The sequence below is a fragment of the uncultured Tateyamaria sp. genome (assembly GCF_947503465.1).
Taxonomy (GTDB): domain Bacteria; phylum Pseudomonadota; class Alphaproteobacteria; order Rhodobacterales; family Rhodobacteraceae; genus Tateyamaria.
Window position 1 is genome coordinate 905,387 of sequence record NZ_CANNDN010000001.1, and the last position, 22,849, is coordinate 928,235.

General features: G+C 62.2%; 19 protein-coding genes and 1 pseudogene. 9 read left to right on the forward strand and 11 right to left on the reverse strand.

Annotation, left to right across the window (positions count from 1 at the left end):
* Positions 1–79: 79 nt before the first annotated feature.
* From Q0844_RS04645 to Q0844_RS04655, 3 genes are all read right to left on the reverse strand, one after another.
* Positions 80–808 (reverse strand): EF-hand domain-containing protein, encoded by a 729-nt coding sequence (locus Q0844_RS04645; RefSeq protein ID WP_299042608.1) that lies wholly within the window; start codon positions 806–808, stop codon positions 80–82.
* 130 nt (positions 809–938) lie between these two features.
* Positions 939–2,138 carry an aminotransferase class I/II-fold pyridoxal phosphate-dependent enzyme gene (locus tag Q0844_RS04650; RefSeq protein ID WP_299042611.1) on the reverse strand — a complete coding sequence of 400 codons (1,200 nt, stop codon included), beginning with the start codon at positions 2,136–2,138 and terminating at the stop codon, positions 939–941.
* An 80-nt stretch (positions 2,139–2,218) separates the two neighbouring features.
* On the reverse strand, positions 2,219–2,884 hold the full coding sequence (locus Q0844_RS04655; RefSeq protein WP_299042613.1) for an HAD-IIIA family hydrolase: 666 nt from the start codon (positions 2,882–2,884) through the stop codon (positions 2,219–2,221).
* A 138-nt stretch (positions 2,885–3,022) separates the two neighbouring features.
* Here Q0844_RS04655 and glmU point away from each other — a divergent pair, with 138 nt between their 5' ends.
* The 3 genes from glmU to Q0844_RS04670 are packed head-to-tail and all read left to right on the forward strand — an operon-like array spanning position 3,023 to position 6,870.
* Positions 3,023–4,378 (forward strand): bifunctional UDP-N-acetylglucosamine diphosphorylase/glucosamine-1-phosphate N-acetyltransferase GlmU, encoded by a 1,356-nt coding sequence (glmU, locus tag Q0844_RS04660; protein WP_299042616.1) that lies wholly within the window; start codon positions 3,023–3,025, stop codon positions 4,376–4,378.
* Positions 4,379–6,199, forward strand: a complete 1,821-nt coding sequence (gene glmS / locus Q0844_RS04665) for a glutamine--fructose-6-phosphate transaminase (isomerizing) (protein WP_299042618.1) — start codon at positions 4,379–4,381, stop codon at positions 6,197–6,199.
* Positions 6,196–6,870, forward strand: a complete 675-nt coding sequence (locus Q0844_RS04670; RefSeq protein ID WP_299042621.1) for a DNA alkylation repair protein — start codon at positions 6,196–6,198, stop codon at positions 6,868–6,870. The genes glmS and Q0844_RS04670 overlap by 4 nt, the downstream gene beginning before the upstream one ends.
* A gap of 47 nt (positions 6,871–6,917) precedes the next feature.
* Here Q0844_RS04670 and Q0844_RS04675 read toward each other — a convergent pair whose 3' ends face one another.
* Positions 6,918–7,379, reverse strand: coding sequence for a hypothetical protein (locus Q0844_RS04675; protein WP_299042623.1), 462 nt, complete (start codon positions 7,377–7,379; stop codon positions 6,918–6,920).
* Between the two features lie 77 nt (positions 7,380–7,456).
* Between Q0844_RS04675 and moaA the strand changes: the two genes are divergently transcribed.
* The 3 genes from moaA to Q0844_RS04690 are packed head-to-tail and all read left to right on the forward strand — an operon-like array spanning position 7,457 to position 10,808.
* Positions 7,457–8,464 (forward strand): GTP 3',8-cyclase MoaA, encoded by a 1,008-nt coding sequence (gene moaA / locus Q0844_RS04680; protein ID WP_299042626.1) that lies wholly within the window; start codon positions 7,457–7,459, stop codon positions 8,462–8,464.
* 6 nt (positions 8,465–8,470) lie between these two features.
* Positions 8,471–9,766, forward strand: a complete 1,296-nt coding sequence (locus Q0844_RS04685; protein ID WP_299042628.1) for a 3-deoxy-D-manno-octulosonic acid transferase — start codon at positions 8,471–8,473, stop codon at positions 9,764–9,766.
* Entirely contained in the window at positions 9,759–10,808 is a 1,050-nt protein-coding gene (locus Q0844_RS04690; protein WP_299042629.1) for a glycosyltransferase family 4 protein, read from the forward strand. The genes Q0844_RS04685 and Q0844_RS04690 overlap by 8 nt, the downstream gene beginning before the upstream one ends.
* Before the next feature lie 35 nt (positions 10,809–10,843).
* On the opposite strand, the gene Q0844_RS04695 is transcribed toward Q0844_RS04690, so the two are convergent.
* The 6 genes and pseudogenes from Q0844_RS04695 to Q0844_RS04720 form a co-directional block, all read right to left on the reverse strand.
* Positions 10,844–12,010, reverse strand: coding sequence for a M20 aminoacylase family protein (locus Q0844_RS04695; RefSeq protein WP_299042630.1), 1,167 nt, complete (start codon positions 12,008–12,010; stop codon positions 10,844–10,846).
* Between the two features lie 14 nt (positions 12,011–12,024).
* Positions 12,025–13,191, reverse strand: a complete 1,167-nt coding sequence (locus Q0844_RS04700; RefSeq protein WP_299042632.1) for a M20 aminoacylase family protein — start codon at positions 13,189–13,191, stop codon at positions 12,025–12,027.
* Between the two features lie 13 nt (positions 13,192–13,204).
* Positions 13,205–14,548 (reverse strand): FAD-binding oxidoreductase, encoded by a 1,344-nt coding sequence (locus Q0844_RS04705; RefSeq protein WP_299042634.1) that lies wholly within the window; start codon positions 14,546–14,548, stop codon positions 13,205–13,207.
* Positions 14,549–14,557: 9 nt separating this feature from the next.
* Positions 14,558–15,712 (reverse strand): acetylornithine deacetylase, encoded by a 1,155-nt coding sequence (gene argE, locus Q0844_RS04710; RefSeq protein ID WP_299042637.1) that lies wholly within the window; start codon positions 15,710–15,712, stop codon positions 14,558–14,560.
* A complete protein-coding gene (locus Q0844_RS04715; protein ID WP_299042638.1) occupies positions 15,709–16,077 on the reverse strand; it encodes a VOC family protein in 369 nt (122 codons plus the stop codon). Before Q0844_RS04715 ends, argE begins: the two co-directional genes overlap by 4 nt.
* A gap of 2 nt (positions 16,078–16,079) precedes the next feature.
* Positions 16,080–17,909, reverse strand: a pseudogene (locus Q0844_RS04720) (ABC transporter ATP-binding protein); the annotation flags it as partial.
* Positions 17,910–18,202: 293 nt separating this feature from the next.
* Here Q0844_RS04720 and Q0844_RS04725 point away from each other — a divergent pair.
* From Q0844_RS04725 to Q0844_RS04735, 3 genes are all read left to right on the forward strand, one after another.
* A complete protein-coding gene (locus tag Q0844_RS04725; RefSeq protein ID WP_299042641.1) occupies positions 18,203–19,906 on the forward strand; it encodes a peptide ABC transporter substrate-binding protein in 1,704 nt (567 codons plus the stop codon).
* Positions 19,907–19,988: 82 nt separating this feature from the next.
* A complete protein-coding gene (locus Q0844_RS04730) occupies positions 19,989–20,996 on the forward strand; it encodes an ABC transporter permease (protein ID WP_299042644.1) in 1,008 nt (335 codons plus the stop codon).
* A complete protein-coding gene (locus Q0844_RS04735) occupies positions 20,989–21,984 on the forward strand; it encodes an ABC transporter permease (RefSeq protein ID WP_299042647.1) in 996 nt (331 codons plus the stop codon). The genes Q0844_RS04730 and Q0844_RS04735 overlap by 8 nt, the downstream gene beginning before the upstream one ends.
* A 36-nt stretch (positions 21,985–22,020) precedes the next feature.
* On the opposite strand, the gene Q0844_RS04740 is transcribed toward Q0844_RS04735, so the two are convergent.
* A complete protein-coding gene (locus tag Q0844_RS04740; RefSeq protein WP_299042648.1) occupies positions 22,021–22,773 on the reverse strand; it encodes a transporter substrate-binding domain-containing protein in 753 nt (250 codons plus the stop codon).
* Positions 22,774–22,849: the final 76 nt, after the last annotated feature.

Below are 22,849 nucleotides of genomic sequence, written 5' to 3' on the forward strand. Positions count from 1 at the left end.
AGATAAATTGAACGCTTGTTCATAAATAGCGGGGAAGGGTATCCGTGTCGAGTCCCGGCATGGGTCAGGTCCGGGGCCGTCAGTGGTTCATGAATTCCCGCAGGCTGACCACCCCGTCGCCATCTGCATCCAGGAACGCGACAATCTCGGGCGCGCGCGCCGCACTTTGCATGCCGATCGCGGCGCGGCATTCGGCGTGAATCTTTGCTTCGTCGATCCTGTAGGCGGCGGCCAGCTCGTCCTCGGTGACAAACCCGTCGCCGTCCGTATCGGCTTCGACGAACTCCTTGGCGCGTTTGCGATCATGGGCGGCAACAAATTCATTAAGTGTCGCGACACCATCATCATTGCCGTCATAGAATTCCATGTGACCATCCGCCAGCATCTGCGGCGTGGCCTGCCACCTGATTTCCCATTCCGTGCCTTTGCAGACCGCCGGCACATCGGCCTTGGCAATACGTTGCGCCATGTCGACAATCAGTTCATCGCGGTCGATCACGCCATTTCTGTCCGCGTCCTTGGCCCGGAACAGGCCTTTGAAGTCGGTTTTTGTATCGGCCTCGGCGCCCGCGAGGGATGCTGCGACAAGAACAGCAGCGGTGATGGCAGCCGGAACGCCGGCAATCAGGGTTTTTCGCCACATGGGAACCTCTTTCGACAAGAGTTGAGGCACGGCATCTTCCGCAATCAACCGGCGCAGGGCGGCGCTCATTGATTCTCCGCGCGCTGCTGCCCGCGCGGCAAACGCCGTCTTTTCCGAATGGCTGACCCGAATTTCGAGCGTTTCAGATTTCTTTTCAGAGCGCATGGTCGATGGATTGCTTGGATGTCGTGCTGCCTGTCACAGGCCACATGTTGTGCCACAAATGCTAGCATCAGCCTGCCCGGACGCACGGTTTTTCGTGTCCCGACACGTGGTTTCGTCGCGATTCCGTCGCTCAGGCCATGCTGCGATTATGGGCCCGTGCGACTTCGTCCCGGATGATGCGGGCAATCAGCGCGCAGTCTTCGAGGCTGAAGGTCAATGGAACCCGAAGGTCCACGATGCCTGCCAGAACCCGGTCGCTGGCCGCCATGGGTTTGGACGGGGCATAGCGCCAACTGTCGTAACGGCTGGTGAAGGCCACGGGTTCAGCGGCACCGAACCATTTCAGTTCCACCCCGCGCGCCGCACATTTGGCGATGACATCGCGCACGGCTGATGCGGCCCAATCCAGCAGAAGGAACTGGAACGATGACCCCACGATCGTTTCGACCTCGGGCCGGTCGATGACGGTCAGGCCGGGTGTGTCCCGCAACCCGTCTTCGAGCACGCGGTAGCGGTCATTCCAGCGTTGGCACTGGGTTGCCAGATCAGCGATCTGCGGGCGCAGGATCGCGGCCCGCAGATTGTCCATGCGGCCCGATATGTTGGGCGTGTGGTACTTGATGTCGTCAAACGCCTCTTTCGGCGGGGCCGCGAGGTGGCGTTCGTAGAGCATGTAGCTGCCCGACAGCATCACCGCCTTGGCCGCGAGATGCGGATCGTCGGTCACCAGAAACCCGCCCTCGCCCGAATTGACATGCTTGTAGGTCTGGCAGGAATAACATCCGATGGCCCCGAACCGCCCCGACGGCACGCCGTTCCAGGCCGCGCCCATCGTGTGGGCACAATCCTCGACCACCGCGACGCCGGCTGCGTTGCACATGGTCATGAGCCGGTCCATGTCGCAGATATGGCCGCGCATGTGGCTGAGCAGAAGGACACGCGCCTCGCCCAACTTGGGCTTAAGATCATCGAGGTCGATGGTCAGCGCCTCTGTCACCCCGACAAAGACCGGCACGGCACCCAAGGATGCAATCGCACCGGGCACCGGGGCCAGCGTGAAGGCATTCGACAGCACCTTGTCGCCCGGCTGTACCCCCAGGGCGCGCAAGGCCGTCGCCATGGCATAGCCGCCAGACGCAACCGCGAGGCAGTACTGGGATCCGACGGTGGCCGCGAATTCCTGTTCCAGCAGTGCCGTTTCCGACACTTCGCCCGGCGCTGTGTTGTACCGGTGCAGACGCCCGTGACGCATCACGGCAATTGCGGCTTCGATCCCTGCTTCGGGGATCGGTTCCTGCTGGGTGAAGCTGCCGGTGAAATGCTCTGTCATGGCGATGTTTGTGGGATGTGCAATGGGCACCGTCAAGCCGTCGTGCGCGGATTTCAGGTTCTGAAACCGAAGCTGCAGGTTCAGCCCAGCGGCAGCAACGCCCCAACGACGCCCGGAAGGGCCGCGTAGTCATGCAGCAACGCTTCCGGCTCCAACGCTGCCATATCCTCGCCCGACGGACCAAAGGTGACGAGGATCGAAGGGACGCCAGCCGCACGTGCCGTGTTGCGGTCGGTGTCACTGTCGCCCACCAGAACGCAGGCGGAGGGGTCTATGCCCAGCCGCCGGGTCGCTTCGTACAGCGGTTCGGGATCGGGTTTGCGCACCGGCAGCGTGTCGGCACCCACCAGGCTGCCAAAGGCATCGCGCACCCCCAGATCCTGCATCAGCTGTTCGGCCAGTCCTTCGGGCTTGTTCGTGCAGATGCCGATGGCGTAACCCTGTGCGGACAGGACGGCGATAGCCTCCATTGTGCCGGGGTACAGCGTCGTTCGGCTTGAGATGTCGGCCCCGTAGGCTTCCAGAAGAACGGGATAGTAGCGATCAATCACCGCCTCATCCATGCGCCCCATACGCGTCAGTCCTGTGCGCAGCATCATGCGCCCACCGCGCAACGCCACGCCCGCATCCCCCGGGCCCAGCACATCGCCCAGCCCCATGTCGCGGAAACAGTGGTTGGCCGCCGCCAACAGGTCGCCGCTGGTGTCCGCCAACGTGCCGTCCAGATCGAAAATCACCGCTGCCATGTCTGCCCCTTGCTGACGTGCTGTGGCGGATGCCCGCCTGTTCCTGTTGCAAGTCGAAACCATGTTTGATGGCCCGCCCGCTTGCGCCTTTGCGCCCAGCGGATAAACAGGGCGGCATAAAAAGACAAAGAGAAAGCCATGAGCGTTGCACTGATCATCCTGGCCGCGGGCAAGGGCACACGGATGAAATCGGACCTGCCGAAGGTTCTTCACCCCATTGCCGGCGCACCGATGCTGCACCACGCCCTGCGGGCGGCCACGGTTCTCGAACCTGCGCATACCATCGTGGTGGCAGGCCATGGCAGCGACCAGGTGCGCGCTGCCGCCGTCGCGTACGACCCCGATGTTCAGGTGGTCCTGCAGGACAAGCAGATGGGCACCGGCCACGCCGTGGACCAGGCGCGCGCGGCCTTGCAGGGCTTTGACGGGGACGTGGTTGTCCTGTTCGGTGACACCCCGTTTCTGCAACCGGACACCTTGACCCGCATGATCGAGGCCCGGCGCACCCATGATGTTGTTGTGCTAGGCTTTGATATCGCAGAGGTCCAGCCGCGGTATGGCCGGTTGGTCATGGACGGCGACCGGTTGGTCAAAATCGTCGAATACAAGGACGCGACCGAGGACGAACGCGCGATCCGCTTTACCAACAGTGGTCTGATGGCCTGCGACGCCAAGATCCTGTTCGAGGTGCTGTCCGAGGTCACGAATGACAACGCATCCGGTGAATATTACCTCACTGCGGTTCCCGAACTGGCGAACGCACGCGGGTTGAACGTTACCGCCGTGAAATGTGACGAGGCGGAAACGCTTGGCATCGACAGCCGTGCAAACCTGGCAGACGCCGAAGCGATCTTTCAGAAGGCCGCCCGCCGCGCGCTGTTGGACAGCGGTGTCAGCATGGTGGCGCCGGACACGGTGTTTCTGTCTTTTGACACCGTGATCGGGCGTGACGCGCTGATCGAGCCGAACGTGGTGTTTGGCCCCGGCGTCACCGTCGAAAGCGGCGCAACGATCCGCGCCTTTTCCCATCTTGAGGGCTGCCACGTGTCGCGCGGTGCCATCGTTGGCCCCTATGCCCGCCTGCGCCCGGGTGCGGAACTGGCCGAGGACGTGCGCATCGGCAACTTCGTCGAGATCAAGAATGCGACCCTGGCAGAAGGGGCCAAGGTCAATCACCTGTCCTATATCGGTGACGCGACGATTGGCGAGGCAAGCAATATCGGCGCTGGTACGATCACCTGCAACTATGACGGCGTGATGAAGCACCGGACCCAGATCGGCGCGCGCGCCTTTATCGGGTCAAACACGATGCTGGTCGCCCCTGTCTCGGTCGGCGATGAGGCGATGACCGGGTCCGGTTCGGTCATCACGTCGGATGTGGATGATGGCGCGTTGGCCATTGCCCGCGCCCCGCAGGTCGAAAAACCGGGCATGGCCCGCAAGCTTTTTGAGATGTTGAAGGCCAAAAAGGCCCGTATGAGCAGAGGCAGCTAAATGTGCGGAATTGTAGGTGTTCTGGGCGATCACGAGGTCGCCCCCATCCTGGTCGAGGCGCTGAAGCGGCTGGAATACCGGGGCTATGACAGCGCGGGCATCGCCACGATCAACGGCGGCGTGCTGGACCGCCGCAGGGCCGTTGGCAAGCTGGTGAACCTCAGTGATCGGCTGGTGCATGAACCACTGGCCGGCAAGGCCGGGATCGGGCACACCCGCTGGGCCACCCACGGTGCGCCGACCGAAGGCAATGCGCACCCGCACCGCGCCGGTCCCGTGGCGGTTGTGCACAACGGCATTGTCGAGAATTTTCGCGAATTGCGGGCAGAGCTGGCCGAGGCAGGCATTGGTTTTGAAACCGACACGGACACCGAGACCGTGGCGTTGCTGACCCACCACCATATGCAGGAAGGCATGAACGCGGTTGCGGCCGCGTTTGCCACCATCGACCGCCTTGAGGGTGCCTTTGCCCTCGCGTTCCTGTTTGATGGTGAGGATGACCTGATCGTGGCTGCCCGCAAGGGATCACCCCTCGCCATCGGGCATGGCGACGGGGAAATGTTCGTGGGTTCTGACGCAATCGCGCTTGCACCGCTGACGGACCGGATCACCTATCTCGAGGAAGGCGACCGCGCTGTTGTGACCCGTGCCGGGGTCGAGATCCGGGACGCGAACGGCAGCCTTGCCAACCGGGCCGTGCGCCAGATCCAGGTGGATGCCGCCCGCGTGGACAAGGCCGGGCACAAGCATTTCATGGCCAAGGAAATCGCCGAACAACCCGCTGTGCTGAACACGACCCTCGTGAACTACCTGGGCAGCGACGGCCAGATCACCCTGCCCGATCCCGGTATCGATTTTACCGCCATCGACCGCGTGACCATGGTGGCCTGCGGCACGGCCTACTATGCCTGCCTGACAGCAAAGTACTGGTTCGAACAAGTGGCGCGCCTGCCGGTCGAAGTCGATGTGGCGTCCGAATTCCGCTACCGTGAACCGCCTATTCCGGGCCGCACCCTTGCCCTGTTTGTCAGCCAATCCGGAGAGACAGCCGACACCCTGGCCGCTCTGCGCTATTGTGAGGGCAAGGCCGACAAGATCGTGTCGGTGATCAATGTTCCCGAAAGTTCGATCGCGCGCGAAAGTGATCTGGCCCTGCCCATCCATGCGGGAGTTGAGGTGGGCGTGGCGTCAACCAAGGCATTCACCTGTCAGTTGACCGTTCTGCTGATGCTGGCCCTGCGTGCCGCACGGGACCGGGGCGAGATCGACGCGGCCCGGTTTGCGGATCACGTGTCCGCGTTGCGCGGATTGCCGGCCCTGATGACCCATGGCATCGACCGCAGCGCGGCGATGCAGCGCACCGCGCGCAAGCTGGCCGAAGCCCGCGACATTCTGTTTCTGGGCCGCGGCGTGATGTATCCCCTGGCCCTTGAAGGTGCGCTTAAACTAAAGGAAATCAGCTATATACACGCCGAAGCGTATGCATCAGGCGAACTGAAGCATGGACCCATCGCCTTGATCGACAAGCATGTGCCCGTGGTTGTCATGGCGCCCAAGGACGGTCTTTTCGACAAGACGGTGTCGAACATGCAAGAGGTCATGGCGCGCAAAGGCAAGGTGGTTCTGGTGTCCAACGCGGCAGGCATAGCCGAGGCGGGCGACGGTGTCTGGGAAGAGATCGCAATGCCGGATTGCCCCGACATCGTGGCCCCGATCCTCTATGCTTTGCCCGCGCAGCTTTTGGCCTATCACACCGCTGTAGCCAAGGGCACGGATGTGGACCAGCCCCGCAACCTGGCCAAGTCCGTGACCGTGGAATGACACCTGATGACGCATTGGCCCAGATCCGCGCACATGCGGATGCAGATCGCGCCAAAGGGGCAAAGGCGTATCACAAGTCGGACCGGCTGCATCTGGGTGTGCCGAACCCGGTTCTGAATGACCTGACAAAAGCATGGCGCCAAAGCCTGGATGTTCCACGCCGCGTGGCGCTGGCCGATGGGCTTTGGCAAACAGACATCTACGAAGGGCGGGTGGCGGCGGCCAAGCTGCTGACGCAGGCCCGTATCCGCCCCGATGATGCGGCATGGGGCCTGATCGCATCCTGGGTGCCCGATTTCGACAGCTGGGCCATTGCCGATCACGCCTGCATGGCGGGGCAAAAACGGCTGGTGGCTGATCCTGCACGCCTTGACATGGTCGGAAGTTGGACAACGTCCGAGCATATGTGGACGCGCCGGGCGGCGTTGGTCATCACCCTGCCCTGGACCAAACAGAACAATCCGAAACCGCTCGACATCACGATCCGGGATCGGGTGCTGGGATGGGCCGCGACCTATGTGCCCGACCACACATGGTTCATTCAAAAGGCAATTGCCTGGTGGCTGCGAGAATTGTCAAAGCATGACGCACCGCGCGCCACCGCGTTTCTGGAGGCGCATGGCGCTGCGATGAAACCCTTCGCGGTCAGGGAGGCGCGCAAGTACCTGTAGCCGGGCATTGTGCCTTTGCGCCTTGGGTCATCCGTATCGGAACGCCGCTACCCGGCAAACACATCGACCTCGGGCAATCCGGTCAGGGGCGCCCCCAGCGCCTGCATGGCCGCCAGTGACAAGCGGCTGCCTGCCGTGTCGGGCCCTTCGATCGGGATCAGGGTCACGTCCACCGTCGTATTTGTTTGCGCATAGTAGACGCGGCCCCGCTGTTCCGCCGTCACAAGCGGGGTCTTGAGCCACAGCCCCGGTTCGGCAGCATTGCCCAGCGACGCAATTGTGCGGCCCAGAGTGCCAACAGACACCTCTGGTGCGGGGGCCGCCGTCGTCTCGTCCTCGGCCGTGTCGCGCGTATCGGGCGTGTCTACGCCCACATCCCCGGACGCGGGCGGCGGTGTTTCGACCGGCGTCGCTACCGGCTGGCCATCTGGGGTACGAACCGCCCATTCCGGCAACAGGTCGCACCCAACCAGTACCACGGCACATATACTCAACACCATCCACCGCATCTTGCGCTCCCTCGACTTTGGTCGTTTCTGGCCTGATCCCCCTTGCAGGGAACCCATACCACGCCTACCACTATCCTATGACCGCTCCTTTGATCGACCCCTTCCAGCGCGCGATTACCTATCTGCGCGTGTCCGTCACCGACAGGTGCGATTTCCGCTGCGTCTATTGCATGTCGGAAAACATGACCTTTCTGCCGAAGAAAGAGCTTTTGACGCTGGAAGAACTGGATCGCATGTGTTCGACCTTTGTGGGTCTGGGCGTTGAAAAGCTGCGCATCACCGGCGGCGAACCTCTGGTTCGGCGGGACATCATGACCTTTTTCAACGGTATGGGACGGCATCTTGACGCGGGCACACTCAAGGAACTGACGCTGACGACCAATGGCAGCCAACTCGAACGCTTTGCCAAGGATCTGTATGCAGCGGGCGTGCGCCGCGTGAACGTGTCGCTGGACACGCTGGACGAACAGAAATTCGCCGACATCACGCGGTGGGGTCGCCTGCCCCAGGTTTTGCGCGGCATTGATGCGGCACAGGCGGCAGGATTACGGATCAAGATCAATGCCGTCGCCCTGAAGGGCTTTAACGAAGACGAATTGCCGACCATCACGCAGTGGTGCGCCGAACGCGATATGGACCTGACCTGGATCGAGGTCATGCCCATGGGCGACATCGGGAATGAAGACCGATTGGGCCAGTACTGGTCCCTGAAGGATGTGCGCGCGCGCTATGCCGACCACTACACCGTGACCGATCTGGCAGAGCGCACAGGCGGCCCGGCCCGTTACGTGCGGCTGGAGGAGACGGGTCAGAAGATCGGCTTCATCACACCGCTCAGCCACAATTTCTGCGAAAGCTGCAACCGCGTGCGCATCACCTGCACGGGCGAGATCTACATGTGCCTCGGTCAGGAAGACATGGCCGACCTGCGGGCACCGCTGCGCGCCCATCCGGACGACAACACCCCCCTCGAAGAGGCCATTCGCGCGGCTATCCGGCTCAAGCCCAAGGGGCACGATTTCGATTATTCCCGTCAAAAGCTGGATGGGCAGATGCCCCGGCACATGAGCCATACAGGCGGCTGACACCTCATGCGGCCCACGGCCCTGTTTCAGTTCTATCGCATGCTCAGCACAATTGCCTTGCCCTTTGCGGCCCGGTCGGCTGTCAACAAGCTGCGCCGCGCAGGCATATCCGTGGACCGGGCCCATGAACGGCTGGGGCATGCAACGGCGCAACGCCCATTGGGGCCGTTGATCTGGGTGCATGGCGCTTCAGTGGGTGAGGCAAAATCCGTCTTGCCCCTCTTGTCGCGTATGCGCGCGGTGTCGCCCGGCACGCAGGTTCTTTTGACCTCTGGCACCGCGACCTCGGCCGAGGCGGTTGCGCCGCGTCTGCCAGATGGCGTGATCCACCAGTTCAGCCCGCTTGATGGCACCGGTCCGCTGAACCGTTTTCTGGACCGCTGGCGCCCTGATCTGTGCGTGCTGGTCGAATCCGAACTCTGGCCCAACCTGCTGGACCTGTGCGCGCGCCGGGACGTGCCAATCGCCCTCTTGAATGCCCGCCTGTCAGATCGCAGCGCCGAAGGCTGGAGGAATTTTCCCGCGACTGCCACCTATGTTCTGCGCGGCATCGCCTGGGCGCATTGCCAGGATCGGCGCAGCCGCGATCACTTGCGCGCCATGGGGCTGAGCAGTGCGGAGCAAGGCACCAACCTGAAATCCATCCTGGGTGCGCCGCGCGTGACCGCGCAGGCGCTGGATGCGGCCCACAACGCCCTGGGCGGACGGCCCGTGTGGGTTGCTGCATCCACCCATCCCGGAGAAGAGGGACAGGTGCTTGCAGCGCACAAGGCCCTTCTGGCGGATCATCCGACCTTGTGTTTGATCCTGGTCCCGCGCCACCCGGAGCGCGCAGATGATATCCTGACGCTGATCAGAGGCGCGGGACTGAGCGTCGCACAGCGCAGTGCGGGGGCTGACATGTCGGAGGGTGCCCAAGTCTATCTTGCCGATACGATGGGTGAAACTGATCTCTGGTATGCGCTGAGCCCCATCGTTTTTCTGGGCGGATCCTTTACCGATGTCGGCGGCCATACCCCGTTCGAACCGGCAGCGGCCCATACTGCCATCCTGCACGGACCGCATTACGCGAACTTTGCCGAAGCATACGCCGCCTTCCAGATGCGGGATGCAAGCCTTCAGGTGACAGACGGCGCCGCCCTTGGCACCGCCGTGGGTGATCTATTGACGCATCCCAGTCGCGCCGCACAACTGGCAGGCAATGCCCGTCCGCTGGCCCCGACAGGAACCGAGGCACTGGACGCGATCGCGCAGCGCCTCTTTTCGCTGATGGATGAGAACGGTATGGACCGACATGCCTGATCTTGCCCAAATCGATGTCATTGCCCCCAATTTCAAACGGCGCCTGTCAGGGGTCACGGCCACGGTTGCGCGGCTTGTGCCCCTGCAGGCGCAATCCATTGCCATTACAGCCTGTGCGCCCGAGATGCCGAACGAAGTGCCCAATGTGCATTGGTCCCGGCTGCTAACACTGCCGCGCCATGGCCCGTCGGGCCCACGCGTCTGGCACGCCCGCCGCAATATCGAGATGATTGCCGGCCTCGCCCTGCGCGGTCTCCTGGGCAAGCGGTTCAAGTTGCTGTTCACATCGGCCAGCCAGCGGCAGCACACCGGGCTGACCAAGGCGTTGATCGCGCGTATGGACGCCGTGATTGCCACATCGGCAAAGACAGCCGGCTATCTTGAAAGGCCCGCCACCATCATCCATCACGGCATCGACACCGACACCTTCAGCCCGCATTCCGACAAGGCCGCGCTGCGCCGCACCCTCGGACTGCCAAAGGGGCCGCTCATGGGCTGCTTTGGCCGCATTCGCGCACAGAAGGGCACGGACGTGTTTGTAGATGCGATGATCCGGGTGTTGGGAGACCACCCGGACGCCGCGGCCATCGTCATGGGCCGCGCGGTGGACAAGGATCAAGCCTTTCTTGACGATCTCAAGGCGCGTGTTCAAACCGCCGGTCTGGCCGACAGGCTGCTTTTTCTGCCCGAAGTGCCCGTGTGGGAAACACCCCGCTTCTATCAGGCGCTCGACATCTATATCGCGCCGCAACGCTGGGAGGGGTTTGGCCTCACCCCGCTTGAGGCCATGGCCTGTGGCGCACCCGCTATCGCCACCCGCGTCGGTGCGTTCGAAGAGCTGATCACCGAGGGCGCGACCGGCACCCTGATCGACGCGGGCAACATCGACCAGATGGTCGACGCGACGAACGCCCTGCTGAAAGACCCGGCCACGCTGGCCGCGTGGAGCACAAGCGCCCGACAGCACATGGTCGACCACTTTCAGCTAAAGCAGGAAGCGGACGCCATTATTGCGATCTACCGCGACCTTCTGGGCCACTGAACCAGCTGGTGCCGCCCGCACCGCCGCGCGGCGGTTCAGGACGCAAGCGGCAGGCGCTGCTCGACGATTTCCGCCCACCAGGAACATCCTGCCGGGATCGCCTCGTCATTGAAGTTGTATTCGGGATGGTGCACCGCCGCGGTATCGCCATTGCCCACAAGGATATAGGCGCCGGGACGTTCTTCGAGCATGAAGGCGAAATCCTCGCCTCCCATGACCAGCGGCGCTTCTTCGCATTGACCGGACACCGATTGTGCCACGCGGGCCGCAAATTCGGTCTGTTCATCATGGTTGACCATGACCGGATAGTTCCGGTTGTACGTGACCCTGGCCACGCCGCCGAACGTGCTGGCGACACCTTCGCAAATCTCGACCACGCGTTTTTCAGCAAGGTCGCGCGCCTCCGCGCTCATGGTGCGTACCGTGCCCATGATCTGCACCTTCTGCGGGATCACGTTGAAGGCCTTCGAGGATGTCTCGAACGAGGTGATCGACACCACGATCCGGTCGATGGGATCCGCATTTCGGCTGACAATGGATTGCAGCATGGTCACCGCATGTGACGCCATAAGGGTGGTATCGATGGTCTCTTGCGGCTTTGCGGCATGCCCGCCCAGGCCCTCGAACTCAATCTCAAGCAGGTCGGTTGCGGCAAAGAACGGCCCCGGCCGGATCGAGAATTCGCCCACGGGTCGGCCGGGCCAATTGTGCATTCCGTAGACCTCGTTGATGCCCCAACGGTCCATCATGCCGTCATTGCACATTTCGCGCCCACCGCCGCCACCTTCTTCGGCGGGTTGAAAGATCACCACGACCGTGCCGTCAAAGTTGCGCGTTTCCGACAGGTATTGCGCCGCGCCAAGCAGCATCGCGGTATGGCCGTCATGGCCGCAGGCGTGCATCGCGTTTGGGGTTTGGGATGCGTACTCGACCCCCGTCTGTTCGTGGATAGGCAGCGCGTCCATATCAGCGCGCAGGCCAACCACCTTGCCCGACCCGTCCGCCTTGCCCTTGATCACGCCGACAACGCCCGTGCGCCCGATGCCTTCCACCACCTCGTCACAGCCAAAGGCACGCAGCTTCTCAGCGACCAGCGCACTGGTGCGGTGGGTTTCGAACAGGATTTCCGGGTGCTGGTGGATGTCACGCCGCCAGGCTGTGATGTCGGCGTGCATTTCGGCGAAACGGTTCTTGATCGGCATGGCGTGTCCTTTGGTTACTGCGCGGGCATACGTTGTTCGACCAGTTCCACGAACCAGCTGGCCCCGGCGGGGATGGCATCGTCATCGAACCGGTATTCGGGGTGGTGGACCATTGGCCCGTCCCCGTTGCCCAGCATGATGTAGGCGCCGGGACAGGCATTCAACATGAATGCGAAGTCTTCGGCGGCCATTATGGGGGGCGTGTCCGTGATCACATCACCCGCGACGGCCCGCGCGGCGGCGGCAGCATATTCCGTGTGTGCGTCGTGATTGACAGTGACGGGGTATCCGACACGGTAATCGACCTGCACCTCGCATTGGTGCGCCGTGCCGATGGCCGTGGCAATCTCGGTCACCCGCGCCTCGACCTGATCGCGAACCTCTGGGTTCAGCGCACGGACCGTACCGGTCATGCGGGTCACCTGCGGGATGATGTTGTGCGTGTCGATGTCGGAATGCAGGGCACAGATCGACACCACGGCTGAGTCCAGCGGATCGACGTTCCGGCTCGCGATGCTTTGCAACCCCAGAATGATCTGTGCGGCCGCCACATTGGGGTCAATCGCCTGATGCGGGGCTGCGGCATGCCCGCCTTTGCCCGTGACTGTCAGGTAAAACTCATCCGCCGACGCCAACAGCGCCCCCGACCGGATCGCGAACTGACCTGTCGGCAAACCCGGCATATTGTGCAACCCGTAAATCTCTTGAATGCCCCAGCGGTCGATCAGCCCGTCATTGACCATCTCGCGGCCCCCGCCGCCCCCCTCTTCTGCGGGTTGAAAGGCCAGGACAACGGTGCCGTCGAAATTTCGCGTCTCCGCCAGATATTGCGCGGCACCCAGCAGGATCGACGTATGCCCATCATGCCCGCAGGCATGCATCTTGCCGGGATGTTTGGAGGCGTAGTCGAGCCCGGTCGCTTCTTCAATCGGCAGCGCATCCATGTCCGCACGCAGGCCCACGACGCGCCCCTTGGTATCTGTGCGGCCCTTGATGACCGCAACGACGCCGGTCTTGCCAATGCCCGTGGTGATGTCATCCACCCCGAATTCGCGCAACCGGTCCACCACGAAAGCGGCTGTTTCATGCACATCGAAATCCAGCTCAGGGTGGGCGTGCAGATGGCGACGCCAGCCGGTGATCTCGGCATGGGTCTCGGCAAGGCGATTCTTGATGGGCATGGATCAGATCCTGTCAGACAGAGGGACCGATGCGCATCTTGCTGCCATCGGAAAAGCGGCCCAGGCGGAACCGTGCCAGATCATGACCCGGATCGTTGCCCATGACCAGAGCGGCCAGCACCTTTCCGATCCCCGGTCCGATGCCAAAGCCGTGCCCGCTCATCCCTGTGCCGACGGTGACGCCCGGCAGGGCAGCAACCCGGTCCACAACGGGAACGACATCCGGCATCGTGTCGATCATGCCGGCCCAGGCCGCCTTGATCCGGATTGGCCCCAGATCGGGGAACAGGGTGGCGAAATCACGGGTCAACTGTGCGACCTTGCGGCGGTTCGGCGCAGGATCCAGGATACGCACCCCCTCGAACGGGCTGGGCGCGTCGCCGTCCCACTGGCGCGGCGTCGTCCATGCATCGGGAAAGCCGCGCGGCGCGCCCGGCAAGAACCGCGTGCCGAACGGATCCGCGCGCAGCTGCGTCAGGAATTTGGGCAATGCGCGAAACGCGTCGGGTCCGACAAATAATTCGTGGAAACCGCCCGCCGCCAGCGAATACCCCCCATCCTTGCGTGGCCGAAAGGCGATGTCGTCATCCGCGGCACCGCCTGGATAGATCATGGGCAGCGCTTGGGTTGCGGCGACGGTGGCGCGGACCGAAAGCTGCGGCAGGTCGATACCGTGGCGGCGCAGGAACAGGGCCGACCATGCGCCGCCGGCCAGCACAACTTCGGGCGCCGCAATCCGGCCCGCCTCGGTGACGACACCGGCGACCCGGCCACCCACGATATCAAGGGTGCGCACCGCACAATGTTCGACAATCGTGGCACCGGCGCGTGCCGCCACCCCGGCCAAGGCGGGTACCGCCACCCAGGGCTCGGCCCGCATGTCGGATGCGGTATAGAGCGCACCGATATAGGATTTGGTCATCCCTGGCACCAGATCGGCAACTTCGCGCGTGCCAAGAAGGCGACTGTCCACGCGATGCGCCCTGGCGTGATGCAACCAGTCGGCATATTTCGCCATCTCAGCCTCGGACCGGGCCAGATAGGTCACCCCGCCCTGGGTCAGGCCAATGTCCACATTGGTGCGCCTGGCCAGATCGCGCCACAGCGCGTTCGCCTCGACCATGATCGGCAATTCGTCGGGGTCGCGTCCCTGTTGTCTGATCCAGCCCCAGTTTCGGCTGGATTGCTCGCCCGCGATACGGCCCTTTTCCAACAGCACAACGCGCTGGCCCGCCTCGGCCAGGTAGAGGGCCGTGCAGACGCCAATCACGCCACCGCCAATCACCACGACATCCGCGGTGTCGGGCACGGGGCCGGGCCACGTGACCGGCGAAGCGTCGTTGATGGGAAAGGCCATATGCCGTCCTCAGGTCAGTCGCGCCACCAGATCCTTCATAAAGGCGTGCCCCGCCTTGAATTGTGCCACGGTGATGAATTCATTGGGCTGATGCGCTTGTGCAATATCGCCGGGGCCGCAAACAACGGCCGAGTAGCCCGCGGCCTGAAACTGTCCCGCCTCGGTGCCGTAGCTGACCACATGGGTGCCGTTGTCACCGGTGATCGCCCGAACAAGACCTTCGGCGGCACCGTTGTCTTCGGGCCGCAGTGGCGGCACGTCAAATCGCGTTTCGATATCGACGCGCGCCTCTGGATGGGTCGCCTTCATGCCCTGTTCGATCTTGGCCACATGCGCGAGATACGCCTCTTTCAAGGCGACGGTGTCGTCACCCGGAACCGCGCGGACATCCATGGAGAACCGGCAATCCTTGGCCGTGATGTTGTGTGCCGTGCCGCCCTGCACCTGCCCCACATGCCAGGTGGTAAAGGGGGGATCGAACATGGCGGCCAGCGGCGATGGCTCGGCCGCCATGTTCTCGGCATTGCGGTGATTGGCAAAGTCGATGATTTTCGCGCCTTCCAGAATGGCACTTACCCCCTGCGGCAGCAGCGACGAATGCACTTCGAACCCTACAACATGGGTGTCAAAGCCCTGCCCGCCCTTGTGGCCGGTCACCGCCCGCATCATCGATGGCTCGCCGACGATCACGGGGCCGCCCTTGGGCACAACACCGTGCATCGCCTCGATCATCGGCGGCGCGCCAAGACACCCGATCTCTTCATCGAAGCTCAGCGCGATCTGCATGGGTTTGGCTGCATGATGCGCCTCGACCAGCGCCCATATGGCAAGAGCATCGAACCCTTTCATATCGCAAGTGCCGCGCCCGAAATACTTGCCGTCCTTTTCGGTCACGACAAACGGATCCGTATCCCATGGTTGACCGTCCACGGGCACCACGTCCGTGTGCCCTGACAGCACGACGGCGCCCTCGACCTGCGGACCCGCATGCGCAAACAGCGCAGCCTTGGGTTGATCGGGGTGATAGTAGCGGTGGGCCGTGATGCCATGATCGGACAGATAGTCTTCGACCCAATCCACCAGCGGCAAGTTTGTATCGCGGCTGACGGTGGGAAAGCTGATCAACTTGGTCATCAGCTCGAGCGGCGTCATGCGCACGGTCATGGCGCAATGGCCTCACCAAAGAAGATCAGCGTGCAGTCTTCGTCCTTCACATGAAATTCGCGTTGCCCATAATCCTGGTCAAAGGGCGCACGGACACGGCCGTCTGGCAAGGTGTCAAGCTGCGCTTTCAAGTCGGCATAGACTGCGTCAACGCCTTCGACATCAATGTAGAACGACATCTCGCGCTCAGGATGGCTCAGATCTGCAGTCACCTCCACCAGGCGCACCGCAGCGCCGTCGCGGTGAAGATAGGCATAGTTGTCTGCTCGGAACCCAACCGTAAAGCCCAATACATCGCGAAAGAAGGTGACCTGCTGTTCCAGCGATGTGCAAGGCACAAACGGTGTGGCCTGGATCAGGCGCATCAATACCCGCTGTCTGTTGTCAGCACCAAATGCCCCGGCTCGACTTCGTTGTATTCTGATGGCGCGGGTTCATAATCCACCGGATGGATCGGTGACGGGATTGGCTTGAAATTGAGGTCCTTTTCGGCCTTGCGCTGGCGCGGGTCGGCGATGGGCACGGCCTTCATCAGCGCCTGCGTATAGGGGTGCTGGGGATTTTCGAACACGCGCGCACGCGGCCCCATTTCAACGATCCGGCCCAGATACATGACACCCACATAGTGGCTGACGCGCTCCACAACGGCCATGTCATGGCTGATGAACAGGAAGGACAGGCCCATTTCAGCCTGCAGTTCCATCATCAGGTTCAACACTTGCGCCTGTACGGACACATCCAGCGCCGACACCGCCTCGTCCGCGATGATCAGCTTGGGGTTTAACGCAAGCGCGCGGGCGATCGCCACACGTTGGCGTTGGCCGCCAGACAATTCATGGGGAAAGCGGCGCATGAAGCTGCGCGGCAATTCCACGCGGTCAAACAGCATCTCGACCCGTTTCTTGCCTTCGTCGCCCTTGAACATGCCAAAATTCTGCATGGGTTCGGCGACCTGATCGGCCAGTTGCATCTGTGGGTTCAACGACGCGAACGGGTCCTGGAAAATCATCTGCATGTCGCGCCGCGCATCGCGCAGATCGCGGTCGTTCAGCGCCATGATGTCGGTGCCATCCAGCATGATGTGGCCGGCTTGGGGCTCGACCAGCCGCAGGATGGACCGCCCGGCGGATGACTTGCCGCAGCCGCTCTCGCCCACAAGGCTGAGGGTCTGCCCCTTGTTGAGGGTAAACGACACGTCCTCGACCGCATGCACATTCGCCACCAACCGGCGGAAAAATCCGCCGCGTACCGGGAAACGCGTGGTCAGGTTTCTGACCTCAAGCAGCTTGTCTTCCGTGCCCGGGATCGGTTTGATCTCTCCCTGGTCGCGGCCCAGCAGCTTCATGGGTTCGGGATAGGCCTTGCCGCTCATCTCGCCCAGTTTCGGCACAGCGGCGAGCAGCGCCTTGGTATAGGGGTGCTGCGGATTCTCGAAAATCTCGGCAACGGGCCCCTCTTCGACCTTGTTGCCGCGGAACATGACCACGACGCGGTCCGCCATCTGCGCCACAACGGCCATGTCATGGGTGATGAACATCACGGCAGTGCCGGTTTCGCGCTTGAGGCGGTCCATCAGGGCCAGGATTTCAGCCTGAATGGTCACATCCAGCGCTGTGGTCGGTTCATCCGCAATCAGAAGGCGCGGTTCGCAGGCCAGCGCCATTGCGATAACGACGCGCTGGCGCATCCCGCCGGACAATTCGTGCGGATACTGTTTGAGGCGGCGCTCGGGTTCGGGAATGCGGACCTGTTTGAGCAGCGACAGCGCGCGTTCTTCAGCCTGCGCCTTGCTGAGGTTGCGGTGCAGGCGCAGCCCCTCGGTCAACTGACGACCCACCGTGAAAACCGGGTTCAGCGCCGTCATCGGTTCCTGAAAAATCATTCCGATTTCGTTGCCACGTATGGTGCGCATCAAATCCTGATTGGTTGCGGCCAGGTCAATACTATCCGCATCCTTGCGATCAAAGACCAGGCGCCCGCCGGCGATTTCGCCGCCGCCAAACTCGACCAGTCGCATCAGCGACAGCGACGACACAGACTTTCCAGACCCGGATTCGCCCACGATACAAACGGTTTCGCCCGGGTGAACCTCGAAGGAGACGTCCTCGACCCCCACGACCGGACCGTCCTTGGTCTGGAATTCTACCCGCAAATTCTGAATGTTGGCGATTGGCGACGTATCAGTCTGATCGAGCATTTCTATCCCCGCGATTGAGCCTTTTCGGCTCGACTTTTTTGAAGAGTGGGCGAAGGGACAGGCACTGTCAAACAATCACCTACGAATTTCATCGTTGACCGCACGCAACGCTTGCATTTTCCCCAAAAGCTGTTTCGATATCGGGGTGCGCTTGGGGGGCCAAGAGTAAAAATCACGGGGAAACCGTGGGTTAACACGTAGTCCTTGCCAATCCCAAGCCGGACGTGTGCCGCAAAGCGTGCGGCGCGAACCTGACGCGCAGGACAAACCTGCGGTCCAACAAGGAGTATGATATGTCCCTGAAACCCCTTTTGATGGGTGCCGTGGCCGCCACTGCGCTGGCCCCTGCCGCCTTTGCCGAGCGTGGCTCGGACGGCGAGCTGCGCATCATCTACTGGCAAGCCCCGTCCATCCTGAACCCCTATCTGTCGGGCGGCACAAAAGACATCGAATCCGCTTCGATGGTCATCGAACCCCTTGCCCGCTATGACGAAACCGGCGCGCTGACCCCTTGGCTGGCCACGGAAATCCCGACCGTCGGCAATGGCGGCGTGAGCGAGGACCTCACCACCATCACCTGGAAGATCAAGGAAGGCATCGTCTGGTCGGACGGCACGCCCTTTACCTCCGCTGATGTGAAATTCACCGCTGAATACTGCATGCACCCCGAAGGCGGCTGTGCCCAGGCATCCTTTTTCGACGGTGTCGAAAATGTGGAAGCGCTGGACGACCTGACGGTCAAGGTCACGTTCAACCAACCCAAGCCTAACCCCTACGGCCCATTCGTCGGCGGCCAGTCACCCATCATCCAGGCCGCACAATTTGCCGACTGCCTGGGCGCCAAGGCCCCCGAGTGCACCGAGGCCAACTTCAACCCCATCGGTACGGGCGGTTTCAAGGTCGAAGAATTCCGCCCCAATGACGTGATCACCATGGTCGCGAATGAAAATTACCGCGAGGCTGACAAGCCCGCCTTTGCCCGCGTGACCTTCAAAGGCGGCGGCGACGCGACGGCCGCAGGCCGCGCCGTGCTGGAAACCGGCGAATTTGACTATGCCTGGAACCTGCAACTGGCACCCGACGTGATCTCCCGTATGGAAGAGGCTGGCCAGGGCAAGGCGATCGCAGGCTTCGGCCCGCTGGTGGAACGTCTGGAAATGAACCTGACGGACCCGTCGCCTGACCTGCCGGAAGGCGAGCGCGCGACCGTTGCGCATCCCCACCCGTTCCTCAGCGACATCAACGTCCGCAAGGCCCTGTCGATGGCAATCGATCGCGCCCTGCTGGTCGAAGTCGGCTATGGTCAAGCGGGTAAAGTCACCTGCGATCTGGTCCCCGCACCCGACATGTTCGCCTCAGGCGATCAGCACTGCTTTGAACAGGACATCGAAGGCGCCAAGGCGCTGTTGGACGAAGCCGGTTGGGTCGACAGCAATGGCAACGGCATCCGCGACAAGGATGGTGTTGAGCTGAACATCCTTTACCAGACCTCGACCAACGCCGTGCGTCAGGATTTCCAGGCCCTGATCAAGCAGTGGTGGAGCGAGATCGGCGTTGAAACAGAACTGCGCAACCTCGATGCCTCCGTGTTCTTCGGTGGCGACCCCGGTTCGCCCGACACCTTCCAGAAGTTCTATGCAGACGTGGAAATGTACGCCAACACGTTCAACGGCACAGACCCCCAGCAATACCTGGCGGCCTATCGTTGTGGCAACGAACCCAAGCCCGCGTCCCAGTGGCAGGGTGAGAACATCAACCGTTTCTGCGATCCCGAATATGACGCTTTGATCGATGAGCTGGCCCGTACCGGTGAAATCGAGAAACGCGCCGAAATCGCGATCAAGATGAACAACATGCTGACCAAGGACACATTCACCATCGTGCCGCTTGTGCACCGTGGCCGTGTTTCCGCCCACTCGAACACGCTGGGCGGCGTCAAACTGAATGTCTGGGACAGCGAAATCTGGAACACGGCCGACTGGTATCGGATCGACTGATTTCCCTCGGGGTGGGCGTTCGCGCCCGCCCCACCTTTTCTGACCAACGACAAAAAGACCTCCGCAAAAGGACTGGCCTTATATGCTGACCTTCACGATCCGCCGGTTGATCCTGTCGATCCCGACGCTTTTGTTCATCAGCTTCGTTATTTTCGGACTGCTCCAGCTTGCGCCCGGCGATCCCATGGCCCAGGTTCCGCTGACCGTGCCCCCCGAAGTCAAAGAGAAGATGCGCGAGGCGCTTGGCCTTGGTCAGGCGTGGTACATCCAGTACTGGAAATGGCTGGTCCAGTTTTTCTGGGTCGAACCGCAAGTGCTGGTCGATCATTGGTTCGGCACGTCCTTCTCGGAAGGCAAGCAACGCATTCTCTCCTGGCAGACACGCAGCCCCGTGATGGACACGGTTGTGCAGCGCATTCCCCAAACGCTTTGGGTTGTGGGCCTGGCTTACGTCGTCGGCATCCTGATCGCCCTGCCCATCGGCATCTATTCGGCTTACCGCCACTACTCAGTCTTTGATCAGGCCGGTACATTTGTGACGATGATCGGTTTCTCGATCCCACCCTTCTTCACCGGCCCGCTGCTGATCGTGATCTTTTCAGTCTATCTGGGCTGGCTGCCTTCGATCTATGACACCACCCATGTGGTCAATGACTGGGCCAGCTTCAAAATCCAGTTCCAACAGATGATCATGCCGGTCATGGTGTTGGCGCTGCAAACGACGGCGCAAATCTCGCGCTACATGCGCGGCGCGATGCTGGACAACCTGAACCAGGACTATGTGCGCACCGCGCGGGCCAAGGGGCTTAAGGAAAGTGTCGTGGTCATGGTGCACGTGGTGCGCAATTCGATGATCCCGGTCGTGACAGTGATCGCCCTTGGCGTGCCTGCCATCTTCGGGGGTGCGATCATCACCGAAAACGTATTCAAGGTGAATGGCATCGGGCAGCTGCTGCTGACCTGGCTTTTTGCCAACGACCTGCCCGGCGTCATGACGCTGACTTTCATCTTCGCGATCCTGATCGTGCTTTTCAACCTGATCGCAGACGTGCTCTACGGTGTGCTCGACCCGAGGATCCGCTATGACTGAACCTGTCCCATCCGGTCCAGAGGCCGACGCCGAATTCATCACTGCCCTGCAGGACAAGGCGGCCACGACCGCCCCGTCCAGCCAATGGCGGGACGTCTGGTACCAGTTCCGTCGCCACAAGGGCGCGATGTTTGGCGGTGCGTTCCTGCTGTTCATCACACTGGCTGTCATCCTGGGGCCCTACATCTGGGCGATAGATGCCCAGGCGCTGGACATCCGCAATCGCGACATGCGCCCGATCTGGGTTGGCCTGTGGGACAGTTCGGCCAAGGTCGGCTGGAACCGCCCATTGGGGACGGACAATCTGGGCCGCGACATCCTCGCCACCATTATCGCGGGCGGGCGCGTGTCCATGGCTGTCGGCTGGGCCGCGATGCTGCTGGCGCTGCTGATCGGCACGCTGATCGGCGTCTTGTCGGGGTACTTCCGTCGCCTCGACTTCTGGCTGATGCGGTTCACCGACCTGGTGCTGTCGCTGCCGATCCTACCACTGGTTCTTTTGGCCGTGACATTGTTCCGCCAACCCCTGACGAACACATTCGGCGGACCCGAGGCGGGCATGTTCGTGTTGATCGTGGGGGTCATCGGTCTGACCAACTGGATGCCCACCGCCCGGATCGTGCGTGGTGACATCCTTGCATTGAAGGAACGCGAGTTCATCCTCGCGGCCCGGTCCATCGGCACGTCGTCAAGCGCCATCATCCGCAGGCATCTTCTGCCCAACGTGATTTCACCCATCGTCGTATCTGCGACGCTGGGTCTTGCCACGGCAATCATCACCGAAAGCGCGCTGTCTTTCCTGGGCGTTGGCTTCCCGTCTGACTTCCCGACCTGGGGCAAGCTGCTGTCAGATGCGGTGCCACGGATGCAGGAATACCCCGAACGGGTCATGTTGCCCGGCATCATGATCTCGTTGACCGTGTTAAGCGTGAACTATCTGGGCGACGGCTTGCGCGACGCGCTGGATCCGCGGATCCGGGGGCGCTGAAACCTGCCATCAGACCGGGCAAGGTACTGCGGTCCGCTATGGCTCTGCCGAAGCGGACAGTGAAACACCATAACGGTCGGTGATGGCCGCCCACTCCCCCGAGCGCAGCAGGTCCGGCAGCGCGTTCTGAACAAAGCGGTGCAGAGCGCCCAACCGAGGCTGGATCATGATGTGGCGTTGATACCGCGAATGCGGCGTGTCCGAGACATGCACGTTGGCGGCAAGGCCCAGATCCTGGACGTAATACTGCACAGCCGAATGCGCGATGATGGCCACCCGCCCGCGTCCGCTGGCGATGAACTGCACAAGGCTGTGTTCGGACCGGACGTCAACCCGGTCAACCAGCCCTTGCGCCACCAGGCGGTCCACATCCTGATACCGGTGCCCGCGAATGCCGACCATGGTCATTCCAGTCAGCGATCGTGGTCCGGTGTAGTCAAACGCAATGCCCGTCGGAGAGATGACACTGTTCCGGTCACTCAGGATGGCATCGGTCCAAAGAAACCGGGTCCGGTCCTGGTCCCCGAACCACACCGGGTTCACCCACGCCACCATGCCCGGCTGCCCGGCCTCAAGGTTTTGGTTCAGGCGTTGGCGCGGCAGGACCATGACGCGAAACCTGTAATGCCCTTGCGCCATGTCGGTCAGTACGCGGGCCAGGTCATAGCTGAGGCCCTCTTCCGCCTCGGCATCGACCACGTACGGGGGATAGTTGTGATAGACCCAAACCGTGATATCTTCCGCAGCTGCGCCCGCAGGTTTGGACACCATGACCAGAAGGGTCAGCACGGCAGCGCAAACCGCGCGCACCGCACCCGCAGAGATGTCTCGATGTTTGATATGAACCTCCACAGAAAAGACAGAA